This is a genomic window from Caulobacter henricii (assembly GCF_001414055.1).
GTDB classification, from domain to species: Bacteria; Pseudomonadota; Alphaproteobacteria; order Caulobacterales; family Caulobacteraceae; genus Caulobacter; species Caulobacter henricii.
Genome location: NZ_CP013002.1, coordinates 3,566,480 through 3,585,452, shown reverse-complemented (window position 1 = coordinate 3,585,452; position 18,973 = coordinate 3,566,480). Strand labels below are relative to the sequence as shown.

The following is an 18,973-nucleotide window of genomic DNA, read 5'->3' as shown; positions in this document are numbered from 1 at the left end:
CATTTACTGGCTAAAAATTGTGTATCCGGCGGTGCGTCAAGTTCAAGAAAAGTCTATAATCTTGTACTATTCATTAAATCGGCATCGCAAAGGAAACTATAAAGTCAGAATTTGGAAAATAACATTCGTTTCTTCTGCGAACACATTGATCGTTAAGGCCAAATAAAGGTCAGTGAATGCCTTGTGCAGAAATGCGGTTACTGTCTGTTTACGGGTCCTGGCCTTCTTCCCCTTCACGAAAGCCCGACAGAAACCGGGCAGGGGAACTACAAAATGTCGAACAAGACCAAACCTCGTGTTTTGGCGCTCTGCGCCCTGGCCCTCGTCGCTGCGCCGCTGAGCGCCCACGCCGACGCCGCCAAGGATCTGCAGGTCGCCGGCCGCGCGCTCACCTTCCTTGAAAACGGCCCGACCGGCAAAGCCACGCTCGGCGTGGTCTTCGACCCGTCCAAGCCGGCCTCCGTCGCCGAAAAGAACGCCATCATGGCTGCCATCGGCGGTGGCATGAGCGCTGGGGCCCTGACGGTCGTCGGCAAGCCGGTGGAAGCCGGCGACGTCGGCAGCGTCTCGGGTGTCGCAGCCCTCTATATCACCACGGGCGTCAATGCCGGCCCGGTCGGCGCCGCCGCCAAGGGCAAGAAGCTGATCACCATCGGTTCGGACATGTCCTGCGTCACCAGCGGTGCCTGCGTCATGAGCGTCTCGGCCGATCCCAAGGTTGAGATCGTTGTCAGCCGCTCGGCAGCCAGCGCGGTCGGTGCGGTCTTCAAGGCCGCCTTCCGCATGATGATCCGCGAAGTCTGACCCCAGCGATCGAAAGAGACAAACACATGAAAACGACTCTCTTCGCCGGCGCTTCGGTCGGCCTCATCATCCTGGCCTCGGCCACTGCAGCCTCCGCCCAGTCGATCGACTATGGCGCGATGGAGCAGCTGTTCAACGAGCCCGTCACCACCTCGGCCACCGGTTCGCCACAACGCTCGACCGAAGTACCGGTCGACATGCAGATCATCTCGGCCGCCGAGATCAAGCGCTCGGGCGCCAGCGACCTGCCGGCCATTCTGAGCCGCGTCGCCGGCCTCGACGTCATGAACTGGGGTGCCGCCGGCGCCGATGTGAGCGTCCGTGGCTATAACCAGGCCATGTCGCCACGCCTGCTGGTGCTGATCAACGGCCGCCAGGTCTATCTCGACCACTATGGCTACACCGCCTGGGCGACCCTGCCGGTGCAGCTGGACGAGATCCGTCAGATCGAGGTGGTCAAGGGCCCCAACAGCGCCCTGTTCGGCTTCAACGCCGTGGGCGGTGTGGTCAACATCATCACCTTCAATCCGAAGTATGACTCGACCAACATCGCCACCGCCCGGGTCGGCACCGAAGGCCAGCGCGAGGTGTCCCTGGTCCACACCGCCAAGCTGGGCGACAACCTGGCCGCCCGCCTGTCCTTCGGGGCGCGCGAGGAGAACGAGTGGGAAAACACCATCGGCACGCCGGCCTATGGGGTGAAGGATCCGGCCCGGATCAATCTCAGCGTCGACGCCATTGCCAGCCTGACGCCCAAGACCGAAATGCGCTTTGAGGCCACGACCTCGAACGTCCAGCTGTCGAGCATGACCTCGGTCTACGGCTATTCGGCCACCAAGTACCTGACCTCGTCGACCAAGGTCTCTCTGGCATCTGAAAGCAAGATCGGCTCGCTGGAGTTCACGGCCTATCAGAACAGCCTGACCGGCAAGTACCGCCTGTCGGGTGGTATCCCGGCCGTGTTCGACAACAAGATCACGGTGCTCAGCGCCCAGGACCTGTTCAAGATCGGCGCGCGCCACACCTTCCGGGTCGGCTTCGAGCACCGCCATAATACGATCGACACCGCGCCCCTGGCCGGTGGCACGGTCAGCTATGACGTCAATGCCTTCTCGGGCATGTGGAACTGGGCGGTCACCGACCAGTTCAGCGTCACGGCAGCCGCGCGCGCCGACAAGATGTCTCTGGAGCGCACGGGCAGCTTCCCGGCCGGCTTCCCCCTGGCCAACAACGCCCTGTGGGATCGCGAGATCAGCGAGACCAGCTACAATCTGGGTGCCGTCTGGCGCGCCACCCCGGCCGACACCCTGCGCGCCACTGCGGCACGCGGCGTGCAGGTTCCGACCCTGATCGATCTGGGCGGCCTGCAGCTCTACTTCCCGGTCGGTCCGTTCACAGTCGCGGTCATGGGCTATCCCAAGCTGCTGCCCACCGTCGTGACCAACTATGAACTGACCTATGACCGCACCCTGCCGGTCATCAACGGCCGCGCCGGCGTCAAGCTCTTCACCCAGAAGACCGAGGACGTGAAGGGCCAGATCAGCTCTTTGCAACTGGACATGGCTCCGACGGCCACCACCTATCCGGCCCTGAGCTACCGCAATGTCGGCGACTCCAAGATGTCGGGCGTCGAAGTCTCGGCCAATGGCAAATATGCCAGCGGCCTGCACTGGAGCGGCGACTACACCTGGACCGACGTCTCCGATGATCCGGCCCCCGGCTATAATCCGGCGGTGCGTCTGACGGCCTATGCCAGCAGCACGCCGGAAGGTCGCGGCAACCTGATCGTCGGCTGGGAAAAGGGTCCGTGGACCGTTGACGGCCACCTTCGCTATGTCAGCGAGTTCACCAGCTGGACAAGCACCACCCAGTCGAAGGTCAAGGGTTTTGCAACCCTGTCGGGTCGCGTTGCCCACAACTTCAATGACGGTTTCACCGTCGCCCTGAGTGGCCAGAACCTGCTCGACGACAGCCAGCGCCAGACCACCGGCCTGTATGCCGAGCGCCGGGTGCAACTGTCGCTGTCCAAGAGCTGGTAAGCGACACTATCGCTGGAGAGCGAGGGGCCCCGCCGCAAGGCGGGGCCCTTTTCCGTTGGGGGTCAGGCGTCGTCGCCGGCCTCGACCACGCCGCGGATGTGGACCAGCCAGTCCGGCTCGCCGGCCGCGACCTGGACAAAGGTCCCCGCCAGTTCCTGGGTCGCCTCGCCCAGAGAATAGCGGTTGTCGCTGAACCGGAGCAGGATGCTCTCGATATAGCGGTCCAGCAGGACACGATCTTCGCCGGTGAGGGAATTGCGCATGGTTGGAGCCTAGGCCCCTGGCTCACCATCCGTCGCGCCTTTTCTTTCGGACCAGGCCCATGAGCCCCGGATAGGGGCCCTTTTCGGGATCGATCACAGCATAGAGGGCTGGTCCGAATGGCGGAGGGTCGGGGTGCAGCTCAAGCCCGGCCGCAACATCACCGCCCGGACATGAAAAGGGCCCGGCGTCGCCGCCGGGCCCTTTCCTGTCTCAGGTTTGGAAGAGGCTTACGCCGCCGCCTTCGTCTTGACGCCGAAGCGGCTGTAGAAGGTTTCACCCTTCTCGGCCATTTCGCGCAGCAGGGCCGGCGGCGCGAAGCGCTTGCCGTACTTCTGGGCCAGCTTGTCGCAGGTCTCGACGAAGGCCTTGAGGCCAACGCCGTCGATCAGGCTGACCGGGCCGCCGGTCCAGGGCGCAAAACCCCAGCCCAGGATCGCGCCGACATCGGCTTCGCGCGGATCGACGATGACGCCTTCCTCGAAGCAGCGGGCGGCTTCCACGGCCTGGCGATAGAGGAGGCGCGTACGGATCTCCTCGATCAGGGCCTTGTCGGCGTCTGCGGTGGTCACCGGCATCAGCTCGGCCAGGCCCGGCCAGATGCGCTTGGCGCCGCTTTCTGGATAGTCATAGAAGCCCTTGCCGTTCTTGCGGCCCAGGCGACCCATCTCGACGACCATTTTTTCGAGGACCGGCGCGAAGGGACGCTCCTCGTACTTGTCGCCGAGGTCCTTCTTGGTCTGCTCGCCGATCTTGTAGGAGAGGTCGAGGGCGACGTCGTCGTTCATCTCCAGCGGACCACGCGGCATGCCGGTGGCGCGGCCGACATTGTCGATGATCGCCGGGGCAATGCCCTCGGCCATCATCTCAAGGCCTTCCTGCACGAAAGTGCCGAAGCAGCGCGAGGTGTAGAAGCCGCGGCTGTCATTGACGACGATCGGGGTCTTCTTGATCTTCAGGACGTAGTCGATCGACTTGGCCAGGGCTTCCTGGCTGGTCTGTTCGCCCATGATGATCTCGACCAGGCCCATCTTGTCGACCGGCGAGAAGAAGTGGATGCCGATGAACGAGGCCGGACGGACGCTGGCCTTGGCCAGGCCGGTGATCGGCAGGGTCGAGGTGTTGGAGCCGAAGACGGCGGTCTCGGCCAGCTGGGCCTCGGCCTTCTTGGTGACGTCGGCCTTCACTTCGCGGTTTTCGAACACGGCCTCGACCACCAGGTCCGAACCCTTGACCAGGGCGTAGTCGGTGGTCGGGGTGATCAGGGCAAGGATGGCCTCGCCCTTTTCGGCGGTCATCTTGCCGCGCGAGACGGCCTTCTTGACCAGGCCTTCGGCGTAGGACTTGCCCTTGTCGGCAGCTTCCTGGGTCTGGTCGATCAGCACGCTCTCAATGCCGGCCATGGCCTGAACATAGGCGATGCCCGCACCCATCATGCCGGCGCCCAGAACGGCGACCTTCTTGACGTCATAGTGCGGCACGCCGGCGGGACGGCCCGAACCCTTGCCCAGCTCCTGGAGGGAGAGGAACAGGGTGCGGATCATGCCCTTGGCCTGGGGCGTCATCATGGTCTTGAGGAAGTAGCGGGTCTCGATCCGCAGGGCGGCGTCGAACGGCACCTGGGTGCCTTCATAGACCGCCTTCATGATGTTCAGCTGGGCCGGATAGTTGCCATAGGTGCTCTTGCGCAGCATGGCATTGCCCATCACGAACACCTGGCTGCCGCCAGGGCTGTAGGGACCGCCGCCGGGCAGCTTGAAGTCCTTCTTATCCCAAGGGGCGACGGGGTCGCCCTTGGTCTTGACCCAGGTCTTGGCGGCCTCGACCACCTGATCGGCGGCCACGACCTCATGCACCACCTTGGCCCCGAGGGCTTCGGCCGGCTTCATCGACTTGCCTTCCAGCAGGTAGGGCGCGGCGTTCATCACGCCCATCAGGCGCGGCAGACGCTGGGTGCCGCCGGCGCCGGGCAGCAGGCCGACCTTGGCTTCGGGCAGGGCCAGCTGGATCTTTGGGTTGTCGGCCACGACGCGATAGTGGCAGGCGAGGGCGATCTCGAGACCGCCGCCCATGGCCAGGCCGTTGATGGCCGCAGCCACCGGCTTGCCGCAGGTTTCCAGGGCGCGGAACGCCTTGTTGAGCGCAAAGCCGGCTTCGAAGGCGGCCTTCAGGCCCTCTTCGCCCGAGCCGCCGCCGCCGATTCCGCCGCTACCGCCCAGTTCGCCCAGGTCAGCGCCGGCGCAGAAGCCGGTGGTCTTGCCCGAGGTGATGACCGCGCCCTTGATGGCGGCGTCCGACTTGATGGTCTCGACCACCTCGCCGATTTCCTTGATCACCGAAGCGGTCAGGGTGTTCATCGTCCGGCCCGGCACGTCGAAGGTGACCAGGGCCACGCCGTCGGAATCGACCTCGATCTTGAAGTTTTCCATGGTGTTAGTTCCTTAAGGTCGGTGCTTAGACGCGTTCGATGACGGTGGCGGTGCCCATGCCGGCGCCGACGCACAGGGTGATCAGGGCGGTCTCCTTGTCGGAGCGCTCCAGCTCGTCGAGCATGGTGCCCAGGATCATCGCGCCGGTGGCACCCAGGGGGTGACCCATGGCGATGGCGCCGCCGTTCACGTTCATCTTGTCGTGCGAGATGTTCAGCGCCTGCATCATGCGCAGGACGACGGCGGCGAAGGCTTCATTCAGCTCATAGAGGTCGATGTCATTGACCTCCATCTTCAGCTTCTTCAGCAGCTTCTCGGTGACCAGCGAGGGGCCGGTCAGCATGATCGAGGGCTCGCTGCCGATCGAGGCGGCACCCTTGATGCGGCCGCGGGCCTTGAGGCCGAGGGCTTCGCCCATTTCCTTGGTGCCGATCAGCACGCCGGCTGCGCCGTCGACGATGCCCGAGCTGTTGCCGGCATGGTGGACGTGATTGATCTTCTCGACCTGCGGATAGCGCTGGGTGACCACGGCGTCGAAGGCCATCTCGCCCATGCCCGTGAACGACGGGTTCAGCGAGGCCAGGGTCTGCATGGTGGTCGAGCCGCGTACGGTCTCGTCATGATCCAGGATGGTGATGCCCAGCTGGTCCTTGACGCCGATGACCGACTTCTTGAAGCGGCCGTCGGCCCACGAGGCGGCAGCGCGGCGCTGGCTTTCGACGGCATAGGCGTCGACGTCATCGCGGCTGAAGCCGTAGAGCGAGGCGATCAGGTCGGCCGAGACGCCCTGCGGGGCGAAATAGGTCTTGAAGGCCGAGGACGGGTCGGTCGGCCAGGCGCCGCCGTCGCTGCCCATGGGCACGCGGCTCATGCTCTCGACGCCGCCGCCGATGGCCAGCTGGGCCTCGCCGGAGGCCACCTTGGCGGCGGCCATGTTCACGGCTTCCAGGCCCGAGGCGCAGAAGCGGTTGATCTGCACGCCGGCCACGCTCTCGGCATAGTCGGCGGTCAGGACGGCGGTGCGGGCGATGTCCGAACCTTGCTCGCCGACGGGGGCGACGCAGCCGAGCACGACGTCGTCGACATAGGAGGTGTCGAGATTGTTGCGGTCACGGAGGGCTTCCAGGACCTGGGTCGCCAGGGACAGCGAGGTGATCTCGTGCAGAGATCCGTCCTTCTTGCCCTTGCCGCGCGGGGTGCGCACGGCGTCGAAGATGTATGCGTCGGCCATGTGATGGCTCCTTCCTGCGTATCTTTAAACGGGGTGTGAGCGGACCGCCGGCTCGACCCGCACATCCGTGCGGACCGAATTGGCGATGAAACAGGCGTGGTGGGCGGCCTCGTGCAGGGCCGTTTCGGCGGCCGTGTCGGGCGAGGGGCCCTCATAGGTGATGGCGGGATGCAGGGTCACGGTACTGACCCAGTGGGCGCCATGGTCATTCCTGGTCATCACCCCCTCGGCCGTGTCGGCATAGGCGGTGATGCGGAATCCGGCCCGGCGGGCCAGATCCAGGAAGGTCAGCATGTGGCACGACGACAGGGCCGCCACGAACATCTCTTCGGGATCGACACCGGCCGGATCGGACCAGGGCAGGGGCACCACCGACGGCGAGGCCGAGCCCGGAGCCGTCACGCCGCCGTCAAAGGACAGGGTGTGGGCGCGGCTATAGCGCCCCCGGGCGAAATCCTCGTCCGGCTTCAGGGCCCAACTGACGGTGGCGACGTGGGTGGACATTACTTCCAGGTCCCGATCGGGCTCTTGGCGATCTGGGCGCATTTCAGGCCGCGGGCCCCGGCCTTGGCGCTGTAGGTCACGCGCTGGCCGAATTCCGGCGCGGGCAGGACGCAGGGCGTGAACCCCGAGGTGGTGACCTCGAGGTTCCAGGTGGCGATCTTGGAGCGCAGCAGGTTGTTGCAGACATCGGTGCCCGGCGTCAGGGGCAGCTTGAATTCGCCGGGCTGCGGGCGCTTGCCCACCAGCTGGCCGGCAAAGGTCAGGGGCCGGCGTCCGCCCTTTTCGGCGCGGACGCAGACCACGGCCGCACGGGCGTCGGGGGCGGGGGCGGACTTGGGCGCCGCCGCAGCGGCCTGGGCCATCAGGGCGAGCGTCAGGATCACAGCGTCCTCGCGATCAGGATCTTCATCACCTCATTGGTGCCGCCATAGATCCGCTGGACGCGGCTGTCGCGGTACATGCGGGCGATCGGATATTCATTCATGAAGCCATAGCCGCCGAACAGCTGCAGGCAGCGGTCGACGATCTTGTTCTCCAGGTCGCTGACCCAGTACTTGGCCATCGAGGCCGTGGCGGCGTCGAGCTTGCCGGCCAGGTGCAGCTCAATGCAGTGATTGATGAAGACCCGGGCCACGGTCGCCTCGGTCTTGCATTCGGCCAGCACAAACTGGGTGTTCTGGAAGTCGAGGATCGCCTTGCCGAAGGCCCGGCGTTCCTTGACATAGGCGATGGTCAGCTCCAGGGCCCGCTCGATGGTGGCCATGCCCTGAACGCCGATGTTCAGGCGCTCCTGCGGCAGCTGGCCCATCAGTTGGAAGAAGCCCTGGCCCTCGTCGACGCCCAACAGGTTCTCGGTCGGAACCTTGACGTCGTTGAAGAACAGCTCGGAGGTGTCCTGGGCTTCCTGGCCCAGCTTGTCGAGGTTGCGACCCCGCTCGAAGCCCTCCGCCCCGTCGGTCTCGACGACGATCAGGGAGGTGCCGCGCGCCCCGGCGCTCGCGTCGGTCTTGCAGACCACGATGATCAGATTGGCGGTCTGGCCATTGGTGATGAAGGTCTTGGACCCATTGATCACATACTGGTTGCCGACCTTCTTGGCCGTGGTCTTGATGCCCTGCAGATCCGAGCCCGCGCCGGGCTCGGTCATGGCGATGGCGCCGACCAGTTCGCCGGTGGCCAGGCGCGGCAGCCAGCGACGCTTCTGCTCTTCCGTCCCGTAGTGGACGAAATAGGGCATGATGATCGCATTGTGCAGGCTGATGCCGAAGCCATCGACGCCCTTCAGCCCCAGCTGCTCCATCAGCACGACCTCATGGCGATAGTCGCCACCGGCCCCGCCGTATTCTTCCGGGGTGGAGAGGCCCAGCAAGCCGGCCTCTCCGGCCTTGGTCCACATCGAACGATCGACGCAGTGGTTCTTGCGCCAGGTCGCCACGACGGCCTCGGGCGCGTGCTCGTCGAAGAACTTGCCCACCGCATCCTCAAAGATGACGATGTCTTCCTCGGCCATGAAGGCGGGTTTTGCGACGTCGAGCACGCTCATGATCAGAAAGCCTCCGCGGGCAGCGCCATCAGGGTCGCCGAGCCGGTCTTGAGCTTGGTCAGATGCGCCCCTGCGTCAGGCAAGATGCGTTCGATGAAATATTGCGCCGTGACGACCTTGGTCGAATAGAACGGATCGGACGAGCCGGCCGCGATCTTGGCCTGGGCGGCCTTGACCTGCAGGGCCCACATATAGGCCAGGCCCGTCAGGCCGAAGAGGTGCATGTAGTCGGTCGAGGCGGCACCGGCATTGTCCGGGTTTTGCAGGCCGTTCTGCATCAGCCACATCGTGCCTTCCTGCATCTGGGCCTTGACCTCGGCCAGGGCGGTGAGGAAGGGCTTGAGGCCTTCGTCGGTATCGTTCTCGCCGATGAACTGGTCGATTTCCTGGAAGAAGGTCATGACCGCACGGCCGCCCTTGGAGGCCAGCTTGCGGCCCACCAGGTCGAGCGCCTGGACGCCGTTGGTGCCCTCATAGATCAGGGCGATGCGGCAATCGCGCATGAACTGGCTGACCGGGAAGTGTTCGGTGAAGCCGCTGCCGCCGTGGACCTGAACCGCGTCCGAGCAGATCTTGAAGCCCTTGTCGGTCAGGTAGCCTTTCAGCACCGGGGTCATCAGACCCATATAGTCGGCGGCCTTTTCGCGGACCTTCTCGTCGGGGTGGCCGTGGGCCAGGTCGCCGTGCAGGGCGGTCCAGAACAGGAAGGCGCGACCACCTTCGATCAGGGCCTTGCTCTCCAGCAGCATGCGACGCACGTCGGGGTGGACGATGATCGGATCGGCCGGGCCTTCGGCGTTCTTGGGGCCGGTCAGGGAGCGGCCCTGCAGGCGGTCGCGGGCGAAGGCGACGGCGGCCTGATAGGCGGCCTCGCCCTGGGCCACGCCCTGCATGCCGACGCCCAGGCGGGCCTCGTTCATCATCACGAACATGATCCGAAGGCCGGCATTTTCCTCGCCGATCAGGAAGCCCTGGGCGTCGTCATACTGCATGACGCAGGTAGCATTGCCGTGGATGCCCATCTTCTCTTCGAGGCCCACGCACTTGGCACCCTCGTTGCGCTCGCCGACGCTGCCGTCTTCTTTCGGCAGGTACTTGGGCACGATGAACAGCGAAATGCCCTTCACCCCGGCCGGCGCGCCTTCGATGCGGGCCAGGACCAGGTGGATGATGTTGTCGGCCATGTCGTGTTCGCCGGCCGAGATCCAGATCTTCTGGCCGGTGATCCTGTAGCTGCCGTCGGCCTGGGGAACGGCCTTGGTACGCAGCAGGCCCAGATCCGTGCCGCAATGCGGTTCGGTCAGGTTCATGGTGCCGGTCCATTCGCCGGTCACCATCTTGGGCAGGTAGAGTTCCTTCTGGGCGTCGGTGCCGCCCTCATGGATGGCCGAATAGGCCCCGTGGGCCAGGCCCGGATACATCGAGAAGGCCATGTTGGCCGAGCTGGACATCTCGCTGAAGGCCAGGTTGACGACATGGGGCAGGCCCTGGCCGCCATAGGCCGGGTCCGAACCCAGGCCGGTCCAGCCGCCTTCGCACAGCTGCTTGTAGGCCTCCTTGAAGCCCGGCGGGGTGGTCACCGTGTTGGTCGCCGGATCCAGGACGCAGCCGGTCTTGTCGCCGATCGTGTTCAGCGGGGCCAGGACCTCGCCGGTGAACTGGGCGGCGGCCTCCAGGATCTGCTCGACCGTATCGAACGAGGCGTCGGCGAAGGCCGGCAGCTGGCCATGCTGATCGATGTTCAGCATGTCGCGCAGGATGAAGACGTGATCGCGAACGGGGGCCTGGTAGGTCATGGAAGGTCCTGGAAGTGGGAAGGGTCGAGGGCGTTAGGCCGGCTGGCCTGCCCTATTACTTGCCGAGCGCGGCATCCGCGTGACCGTCCAGCCGGGCGCGCAGCACCTGGTCATAGTCGGCGGCGCGGGGCAGCAGGTCGGGGCGGATCTCGGCCAGGCGCTGCTCGAGGCGGGCGCAGGCCTGGTGCAGTTCGATCAGGGCCCCGTCAATATCCTCGCGCTGCTGTTCCAGCGCACTGGCGCGCTCGCGGAACTTCTTCAGCGACCTGGCCATCTGGGCGGCGCCGTCATCGTTCTCGTCATAGAGGTCGAGCAGTTCGCGGATTTCCGACAGCGACAGGCCCACCCGCTTGCCGCGCAGGATCAGCTGCAGACGGACGCGGTCCTTGTGGGAATAGACGCGGTTGAGGCCTTCGCGGGCCGGATTGAGCAGGCCCTTGTCCTCATAGAAGCGCAGGGCGCGCGGCGTGGCTTTGAATTCGTTGCAGAGATTGCGGATCGTGAACGTCCGCTCAGGGCGACGCAGGTCGGCCAACATAGAAACCTCCCAAGAGGAAAGGCCCGGCTACGCGGCGGGGCCGCTTTGTTATCGCTGATTACCCTATTCCGGGTTTCCGTTGACGTCAACGTTTACGTAAACGTCAACCTTGGTGGGGCGTGATAGGTTTACTTTCCTAGGGGCGAGGCATATTTTCCTGCCACCCTCCCGGCCCGGATTCCGCGACATGACGGCGCTCTCGCACACCGAAATCTGGACGGCGATCGACGCCCTCGCCAAGCGGTTCGACATGAGCCCTTCGGCCATGGCCCGGATGTCGGGGCTGGATCCGACCAGCTTCAACCGCTCCAAGCGGGTATCGGCCGATGCCGAGGCGCGACCGCGCTGGCCCTCGACCGAGAGCCTGGCCAAGGTTCTGGAAGCCACCGGGGTCGGATTTTCAGAGTTCGCCGCCCTGACCGAAAGCCGCAAGCGCCCCGTGCAGCGGGGCTTGCCGCTGCTGGGCTTTGCCCAGGCCGGATCGGACGGCTTCTTCGACGATGCCGGCTTTCCGGTCGGCGAGGGCTGGGACGAGATCGCCTTTCCCGGCCTGCAGGAGGACGGGGTCTATGCCCTGGAGATTGCCGGGGATTCCATGCTGCCGGTGTTTCGCGACGGCGACCGTATCCTGGTCTCGCCCTCGATCGAGCCGCGCCGCGGCGACCGGGTGGTGGTCAAGACCCATGCCGGCGAGGTGATGGCCAAGGAACTGGCGCGGGTCACCGCCCGGACCATCGAGTTGACCTCGCTGAACCGTGACTATGGCGATCGGGTGCTGGAGCGCGGCGAGGTCGCCTGGATCGCGCGGATCCTCTGGGCCAGCCAGTAGGGGGCGACTAGCCCGTAATCAGGTGCGCGGGCAGCCGGCGTGCTCGCCCTCGATAAAGGCGATCAGGTCGCCTTCCCACGGCGCATCACAGGAAACGTCGACCCGGTAAGAGTTCCAGGTGTCGTTATGGGCGGCTTCCACATGGGCGGCCGGAAACTTGCTGGTCAGATCGCCGAGCAGAGTGTCGAATTGCGAACGGTCCGACGGGCGAAGGGTGAAAGAAGCCATTAGACTAACCTTGGTTCTGATCGGGGAACCTTACGCCCGCAATTGCGGACATTCCCTTAACCGGCAATTCAGGGACCGTTCACCTTAAGGGACACGGTGTCGCAGACACGGAGACTCACCGGAGGCGGGAGAAGCTGCTCCCCTGCTGGGGGAGCTGTCGCGGAGCGACTGAGGGGGCTATCTGGGCATAGGCCGCGCTGCCCTCTCCGGCCCGCTGGGCCACCTCCCCCGGAGGGGGAGGATCTGGTTCAGACTAACCCAGCTTCTCGTCGATCAGGGCGATCGTCCGGTCCAGGCCGAAGATCGCCGCGAAGGAGCCGAAGCGCGGGCCCTGGCTCTGGCCCAGCAGCACTTCGTACAGGGCCTGGAACCAGGCGCGCAGGGGGTCGAAGGCGTGGTCCTTGCCGACCGCGAACACCTCGTTCTGGATCAGCTCGGCGTCCTGGCAGCCTTCGGGCAGGGCCGCCAGGCGGGCGCGAAGGTCGACGATCGCCGCGCGCTCCACATCCGTCGGGGCGCGGAAGGTCTTCGAGGGCTTCACGAAGTCCTCGTAGTAGTTGATCGCATAGCCGGCCAGGCGGTCCAGCAGCGGCTGGCTTTCCGGCGTGGCGCCGTCGACATAGCGGCCCAGGAAGCCCCAGAGGATGTCCTTGGTCGAGGCGTCGGCGGCCGAGACCAGATTCAGCATCAGGCTGAACGACACCGGCGAGCCCTGCTCGGGCGGCTTGCCGGAGTGAACGTGCCAGGCCGGGTTGTCGATCTGCTTGGCCGGTTCCTGCTTCTGGAAGGCGTCCAGCTGCTGAAGATACTCGTCGGTCGCCTTGGGGATGACGTCGAAATAGAGCTTCTTGGCCGACTTGGGGCTCTGGAACATGTAGTAGGCCAGGCTCTCGGGCGCGCCGTAGCGCAGCCACTCGTCCATGGTCAGGCCGTTGCCCTTGGTCTTGGAGATCTTCAGATTGTTCTCGTCCATGAAGAGTTCGTAGTGGAACCCTTCCGGCGGCGAGCCACCCAGCACCTTGCACACCTGGTTCGAGAGACGGACGCTGTCGATCAGGTCCTTGCCGCTCATCTCGTAGTCGACGCCCAGGGCCGTCCAGCGCATCGCCCAGTCGGGACGCCACTGCATCTTGACGCCGCCGCCGGTCACCGGAACCTCGGTCAGCTCGCCGTCCTCGTCGCGGAACACGATCGTGCCCTTGGCGACATTGCGCTCCAGGGTCGGGACCTGCAGCACCTTGCCGGTCTTGGGGCTGATCGGCAGGAACGGCGAATAGGTGGCCCGGCGCTCCTCACCGAGCGATGGCAGCATGATCTTCTGGATGGCGTCGAACCGCTCCAGGGCCAGAAGCAGGGTCTCGTCAAAGCGGCCGCCGCGATAGCAGTCGGTCGAGGACACGAACTCGTAGTCGAAGCCGAAACCGTCGAGGAAGGTCCGCAGGCGGGCATTGTTGTGGTGGCCGAAGCTCTCGTGCTCGCCATAGGGGTCGCGGACCACGGTCAGCGGCTTGTCGAGATCGGGGATCATGACCTCGCCGTTCGGCACGTTCGGCGGGATCTTGCGCAGGCCGTCCATGTCGTCGCTGAACGAGATCAGGCGCGTGGGAATCTTGTCGTCGGTCAGGGCGCGGAACGCGGCGCGGACCATGGTCGTGCGCGCCACCTCGCCGAAGGTGCCCATGTGCGGCAGGCCCGACGGACCATAGCCGGTCTCCAGCACTACCGGTTTGCGCAGGGCCTCCAGGGTGGCGACCGCTTCGTCGGTCTTGCCGGCGTGGATCAGGGTCGAGGCGAGATCGCGCTCGGCGTCGGACAGGCGCAGACGCAGGGTGCGGGCCAGCAGGGCGCGCGCCTGCTCGAACGGCCAGGCGCGTGCGTCGCGGGCGAGGGGGGAGAGGCCTTCAAACATGCGGGCGGTATAGGGCGAAGTGGCGGTGGTGGCTAGGTTTTGGGTGCTCGTCTATCCGGATGTGTCTGGATGGCCGTTGCGCAAAATCTTGATCGAAGCCGCCCTCCCGATGTGGAAGCCATTTCCATACGCATAGAAGGTGCGCCAAACACCATTTACTTCCCGCTGAAAATCAACGGCGTAAGGCTGCCGTCTCCAGCGTCCAAAGCGGCATCTCAGTCGCACGTCACCGGAGATCAGACCGTGGACGATCGCTAAAAACTCCGCCTCGGCAACGGGATCGTCGGCTGGAAACCACTCAACGTAGAAGAGGTCGTGTTGAACGCCGATCTCGTCGTTGTTCTGCAGGTTCAGCCACAGCGACCAGTCGAGGCCCGGCTGTTTTGGTAGAGAGGCCGCGAGTTCAACTGGCGCGCTGTTGTCCCACTCGAGTTGAAGGCCATGGGTTTGGGCAATGTCGATAAAGAGCGTCCGTGCGCGCTCAATCATTCGCTCCACGCGATTGTCGAGATTGTTCGCGAGCACTTTTGGCATCCATTCCTTCGTGACCGCCCTCCGCCGCAGCGGAGGCTGGCGCGCCCTGAAACCCTTGGTGGAATTGGAGCTCTGAGGTCAGGCCGTGTCAATGACGGCGCGCCGCGCCGCGCCGCCGCGCGCGGCCGGCCTCTGGCCGGTCATTGACACGGCCTGACCTCAGAGCAAGCTCGCCTCCAAGGTTTTAGGGCGGTGCCTGGGCGACGAATCTGAACCCTTCTCCCAGAGGGAGAAGGTGGGGCCCGTCCAGGCGAAAGCCGGGATGGGAGGATGAGGGGTTTGCGAAGCCTTTCCGGACAGGGCAGGGCCTCTCGGTGCGAGGGCGGTTGACGCCCTAGCCCCCACCTGACCGCTTCGCGGTCGTCCTCCCCCCTGGCGGGGAGAGGATGAACTTCATCTTCCCCCTCCGGGGGAAGACGATCGCGAAGCGATCCGTAGGGGGCAAGTACGGGAATAGGGAGGCGCCTATCCCCGCACTTTTCCAGACAGACCTCAACAAAATCAAGGCCCTGAAGATAAATCGACCGCGCCAATCAGACGCGCTGAAACCGCCTGCATAATCAATCTCACCTCAATGCAAGGGAAGGGACGGCGGCCGGCGACCTGATGGGCCTTGAGGGGTGATCGAGCGGGAGTGAGGGCAGGGGACGTAAACCTGCCCATCGGAGGCTGGCCAGGGCCTCCGCCCGTCCGAAGGTTCGCTCCGGGTCCCTCCGGAATCGGCGTGGCTGCAGCCCAAGGCTCAAGTCCGTCGCGAGGAGGACAAACCCGGGTGGGGCAAAAGGTTGAACCAGACCTGCGCGCCCCGGCCAGAGGAATAACGGTCACGCGGAGCGTTCGTCTTCGTCGAAACGGTATTCAACCATCCCATCATCCGGGCGAGGCCCGGACGCTTCGCGACCCTTCCCACACCTTCAGCGAGTGATCGCGTGAGGCGGCGCAGCCGTGTCTGCGGCTGCGCCCGCTCCCCCTACTTCAACAGCCCGCCCGGCGGCGTGTAATGCACCTGCGCGCCCGGACCCAGCGGCCAGTCGAAGGCCACCCAGGCCAGGGTCATGGCGACCCCGGCGACCATAAAGGCCAGGGCATAGGGCAGCATCAGGGCCAGCAAGGAGCCGACGCCCATGCTGTTGTCCCAGCGCCTCGTCATGGCCAGGACCAGCGGGAAATAGCTCATCAGCGGGGTCATCAGATTGGTGAAGCTGTCACCCATCCGATAGGCGGCGGTGGTCATTTCCGGCGAGATGCCCAGCAGCATGAACATCGGCACCACCACGGGGGCCAGGGCGCTCCACTTGGCCGAGGCCGAGCCGATGAACAGGTCCAGCACCGACGAGAAGCCCAGAACACTGACCAGCAGCATCGGGGCCGGCAGGTTCATGGCCTTCAGGGCCTCGGCCCCGTGGATGGCGGCGATGGGGCCCAGGCGCGACCAGTTGAACATGGCCACGAAGTGGGCGGCGAAGAAGGCAAAGACGATATAGGGGGCCACCGAACGCACCCCGTCGGCCATCATGATGACCACGTCCTTGTCCGAGCGCACGGTGCCGACCCCGACCCCGAAGGCCACGCCACAGGACAGGAACAGCAGCATGAAGCCGGCGATCAGGGCACTGTAGAACGGGGTCAGCTGGGCGGGACCGGTCTTGGTCTCGTCGATCAGGGGCGTGAAGCCGGGGATCAGGGTCAGGGCGGCAAACAGGGCCACCACGGCCAGGGCCGCCAGACCGGCCAGCTTCAGGCCGCGCTTTTCCTCGGCCGTCACCGCCGACTTGGCCAGCTCGGCCTTCAGGCTGTCATCGGCCTGACCGCCCCAGACGCCAAGGCGAGGCTCGATCACCCGGTCGGTCAGGAACCAGGCGATGGGGGTGAAGACGAAGACGATGGCCAGGATGTACCACCAGTTGCCCAGCGGGTTCATGGTCCAGGTCGGATCGATGATCCGGGCCGCTTCCTGGGTGAAGCCGAACAGCACCACGTCGAACTGGCCCGGCGTCAGATTGCCGGCGAAACCGCCGGAGACGGCGGCGAAACCGGCGGCGATGCCGGCCAGGGGATGGCGGCCCACGGCGGCGAACAGCAGGCCGGCCAGAGGGATGAACACGACATAGGCCGCGTCGGAAGCATGGTGCGAGACCATGCCGATCAGCACCACCAGCGGGGTGAGGATCGCCTTGGGGGCCTCGCGCAGGCTGGCCCGGATCAGGGCGCTGAACAGGCCGGAGCGCTCGGCCACGGCCGCGCCCAGGATCACCACCAGAACCAGTCCCAGGGGCGCAAAGTTCGTGAGGGTCTTGGGCATTTCGGTGAACAGCCGGGCCAGGTTGGCCTCGGAAAACAGGCTGCTGGCCGCATAGGTCAGGACGCCATTTTCCAGCTCGCCGAACTGGGGCGCCTCGTCGCCGCTATAGGTGATCGAGGCCGACCAGCCCAGGGCCTGGCCGAGGGCCGACAGGACCATCAGCCCCAGGATCAGCCAGACGAAGATCATTACGGGTTCGGGCAGCAGATTGCCCAGTCGCTCGACCACGCCCAGAAAGCCCTTTTGACGGGCCGACGGCGTCGGGTCGGAAGCCTGCATCGCACTCATGCGGATTTCGCCTGACTCTAAGAGACCCCCATCCCTCAAAGGCATGCCTAAAGGGCCTTGGGCGCAGCGTAAAGTGGCGATCAGCCGTTCAGCGCCCCGGCCACCACCTCCCGCGCTTCTGCCTGCACCTGTTTCAGGTGCTCATCCCCGAGTAACGATTCCGCATAGATCTTGTACACATCCTCGGTCCCGGAGGGGCGGGCGGCGAACCAGGCATTGGCGGTGACCACCTTCAGGCCACCGATCGCCTCGCCATTGCCGGGGGCGGCGGTCAGGGTGGCGGTGATCGCCTCGCCGGCCAGGGAGGTGGCGGTGACGTCCGAAGGGCTCAGGGCCGCGAGGCGGGCCTTCTGGGCCCGGTCGGCCGGGGCATCGACACGGGCATAGGCGGGGCGACCATATTGCTCGGCCAGGCCGTCATAGAGCTGGCTGGCGCTGCGCCCCGTTCGGCCCTGGATTTCGGCGGCCAGCAGGGCCAGCAGGAGGCCGTCCTTGTCGGTCGTCCACACCGTGCCGTCGCGGCGCAGGAACGCGGCCCCGGCCGATTCCTCACCGCCGAAACCGACGCTGCCGTCCAGCAGGCCCGGCACGAAATGCTTGAAGCCGACCGGCACTTCCAGAAGCGTCCGGCCCAGTCCGGCCACGACGCGGTCGATCATCGAGGACGAGACCAGGGTCTTGCCGACGGCGACCTCCGGGCCCCAGCCCTCGCGGTGGCTGAACAGGTAAGAAATCGCGGCGGCCAGGAAATGGTTGGGGTTAATCAGCCCGCCGTCGGGGGTGACGATGCCGTGGCGGTCGGCGTCGGCGTCATTGCCGGTGGCGACGTCAAAGGCCGCGCCATCGGCCATGGCCTTGACCAGATTGGCCATGGCGCAGGGCGACGAGCAGTCCATGCGGATCTTGCCGTCGGTATCCAGCGGCATGAAGGCCCAGCGCGGATCGACGGCCGGATTGACCACGGTCAGGTCCAGGCGGTGTCGGTCGGCGATTTCGCCCCAGTAGCCGACACTGGCCCCGCCCAGCGGGTCTGCCCCGATCTTCACGCCGGCGCTGCGGATGATCTCGAGATCCAGGGCGCTGGGCAGATCATCGACATAGCGGCCCAGGAAGTCGAAGCGGCTGGCCTGGGTAATCGCCCGCTCGAACGGGATGCGGCGAACCTCGGCCAGACCGCCCTCGATCAGCTGGTTGGCGCGACTGGCAATGGCCGAGGTGGCCGCGCCGTCGGCCGGACCGCCCGAGGGGGGATTATATTTGATGCCGCCGTCGCGGGGCGGATTGTGCGACGGGGTGATCAGAATGCCGTCGGCCAGGCCCGAGGTCCTGCCGCGATTATGGGCGAGAATGGCGTGGGACACGGCCGGGGTCGGGGTGAAGCCGTCGCGGTCGTCGATCAGGGCGTCGACGCCATTGGCGACCAGGACCTCGATCACATTGCGCCAGGCCGGCTCGGACAGGCCGTGAGTGTCGCGGCCGACGAAGATCGGGCCGGTGATGCCCTGGGCGGCGCGATATTCCACGATCGACTGGGTGATCGCCAGGATGTGGGCCTCATTGAAGGCCCCGTCGAGGCTGGAACCCCGGTGGCCGGACGTCCCGAACGCCACCCGCTGGGCGGGGTTGGCCAGGTCGGGCTTGAGGTCGAGATAGGCCCCGGTCAGGGCGGCCAGGTCGATCAGGTCTTCGGGTCGGGCCAGCTGGCCAGCGCGTGCATGCATGTCGGGAAGCCTATCGA

The 18,973-nt window shown here is 65.6% G+C and carries 16 protein-coding genes; 3 read left to right on the top strand and 13 right to left on the bottom strand.

Annotated elements, in window-relative coordinates; translation table 11 throughout:
• The first annotated feature begins 273 nt into the window (after positions 1-273).
• Together AQ619_RS16805 and AQ619_RS16800 are read left to right on the top strand one after the other, a co-directional pair.
• A complete protein-coding gene (locus AQ619_RS16805; protein WP_062150347.1) occupies positions 274-804 on the top strand; it encodes a hypothetical protein in 531 nt (176 codons plus the stop codon).
• 26 nt (positions 805-830) lie between these two features.
• Positions 831-2,843: a TonB-dependent receptor plug domain-containing protein gene (locus AQ619_RS16800; RefSeq protein ID WP_062150344.1), complete on the top strand. Its 2,013-nt coding sequence runs from the start codon at positions 831-833 to the stop codon at positions 2,841-2,843.
• 62 nt (positions 2,844-2,905) lie between these two features.
• Here AQ619_RS16800 and AQ619_RS16795 read toward each other — a convergent pair whose 3' ends face one another.
• From AQ619_RS16795 to AQ619_RS16760, 8 genes are all read right to left on the bottom strand, one after another.
• Entirely contained in the window at positions 2,906-3,106 is a 201-nt protein-coding gene (locus tag AQ619_RS16795; RefSeq protein WP_062150342.1) for a hypothetical protein, read from the bottom strand.
• A 228-nt stretch (positions 3,107-3,334) separates the two neighbouring features.
• A complete protein-coding gene (locus tag AQ619_RS16790) occupies positions 3,335-5,533 on the bottom strand; it encodes a 3-hydroxyacyl-CoA dehydrogenase NAD-binding domain-containing protein (protein ID WP_062150339.1) in 2,199 nt (732 codons plus the stop codon).
• Between the two features lie 25 nt (positions 5,534-5,558).
• Entirely contained in the window at positions 5,559-6,764 is a 1,206-nt protein-coding gene (locus AQ619_RS16785; protein WP_062150336.1) for an acetyl-CoA C-acetyltransferase, read from the bottom strand.
• 24 nt (positions 6,765-6,788) lie between these two features.
• Positions 6,789-7,268: an OsmC family protein gene (locus AQ619_RS16780; protein WP_062150333.1), complete on the bottom strand. Its 480-nt coding sequence runs from the start codon at positions 7,266-7,268 to the stop codon at positions 6,789-6,791.
• Entirely contained in the window at positions 7,268-7,630 is a 363-nt protein-coding gene (locus AQ619_RS16775) for a hypothetical protein (RefSeq protein ID WP_062151796.1), read from the bottom strand. Before AQ619_RS16775 ends, AQ619_RS16780 begins: the two co-directional genes overlap by 1 nt.
• 17 nt (positions 7,631-7,647) lie before the next feature.
• Positions 7,648-8,811, bottom strand: a complete 1,164-nt coding sequence (locus tag AQ619_RS16770) for an acyl-CoA dehydrogenase family protein (RefSeq protein ID WP_062150329.1) — start codon at positions 8,809-8,811, stop codon at positions 7,648-7,650.
• Positions 8,812-8,813: 2 nt separating this feature from the next.
• Positions 8,814-10,607 (bottom strand): acyl-CoA dehydrogenase C-terminal domain-containing protein, encoded by a 1,794-nt coding sequence (locus AQ619_RS16765; protein ID WP_062150327.1) that lies wholly within the window; start codon positions 10,605-10,607, stop codon positions 8,814-8,816.
• Positions 10,608-10,662: 55 nt separating this feature from the next.
• Positions 10,663-11,142 carry a MerR family transcriptional regulator gene (locus tag AQ619_RS16760; RefSeq protein ID WP_062151793.1) on the bottom strand — a complete coding sequence of 160 codons (480 nt, stop codon included), beginning with the start codon at positions 11,140-11,142 and terminating at the stop codon, positions 10,663-10,665.
• Positions 11,143-11,332: 190 nt separating this feature from the next.
• On the opposite strand from AQ619_RS16760, the gene AQ619_RS16755 reads away from it, so the two are divergent.
• Positions 11,333-11,974 (top strand): S24 family peptidase, encoded by a 642-nt coding sequence (locus AQ619_RS16755; RefSeq protein ID WP_062150320.1) that lies wholly within the window; start codon positions 11,333-11,335, stop codon positions 11,972-11,974.
• Between the two features lie 18 nt (positions 11,975-11,992).
• Here the strand turns inward: AQ619_RS16755 and AQ619_RS16750 are convergent, their stop codons facing one another.
• From AQ619_RS16750 to pgm, 5 genes are all read right to left on the bottom strand, one after another.
• Complete coding sequence (locus AQ619_RS16750) at positions 11,993-12,202, bottom strand: hypothetical protein (RefSeq protein WP_062150317.1); 210 nt, start codon at positions 12,200-12,202, stop codon at positions 11,993-11,995.
• A gap of 253 nt (positions 12,203-12,455) precedes the next feature.
• Entirely contained in the window at positions 12,456-14,111 is a 1,656-nt protein-coding gene (locus tag AQ619_RS16745) for a lysine--tRNA ligase (protein ID WP_062150314.1), read from the bottom strand.
• A 51-nt stretch (positions 14,112-14,162) separates the two neighbouring features.
• A complete protein-coding gene (locus AQ619_RS16740; RefSeq protein ID WP_062150313.1) occupies positions 14,163-14,645 on the bottom strand; it encodes a hypothetical protein in 483 nt (160 codons plus the stop codon).
• A 970-nt stretch (positions 14,646-15,615) separates the two neighbouring features.
• A complete protein-coding gene (locus AQ619_RS16735) occupies positions 15,616-17,235 on the bottom strand; it encodes an AbgT family transporter (protein ID WP_166504287.1) in 1,620 nt (539 codons plus the stop codon).
• Positions 17,236-17,315: 80 nt separating this feature from the next.
• Positions 17,316-18,956 carry a phosphoglucomutase (alpha-D-glucose-1,6-bisphosphate-dependent) gene (pgm, locus tag AQ619_RS16730; RefSeq protein ID WP_062150311.1) on the bottom strand — a complete coding sequence of 547 codons (1,641 nt, stop codon included), beginning with the start codon at positions 18,954-18,956 and terminating at the stop codon, positions 17,316-17,318.
• Between the last annotated feature and the right edge of the window lie 17 nt (positions 18,957-18,973).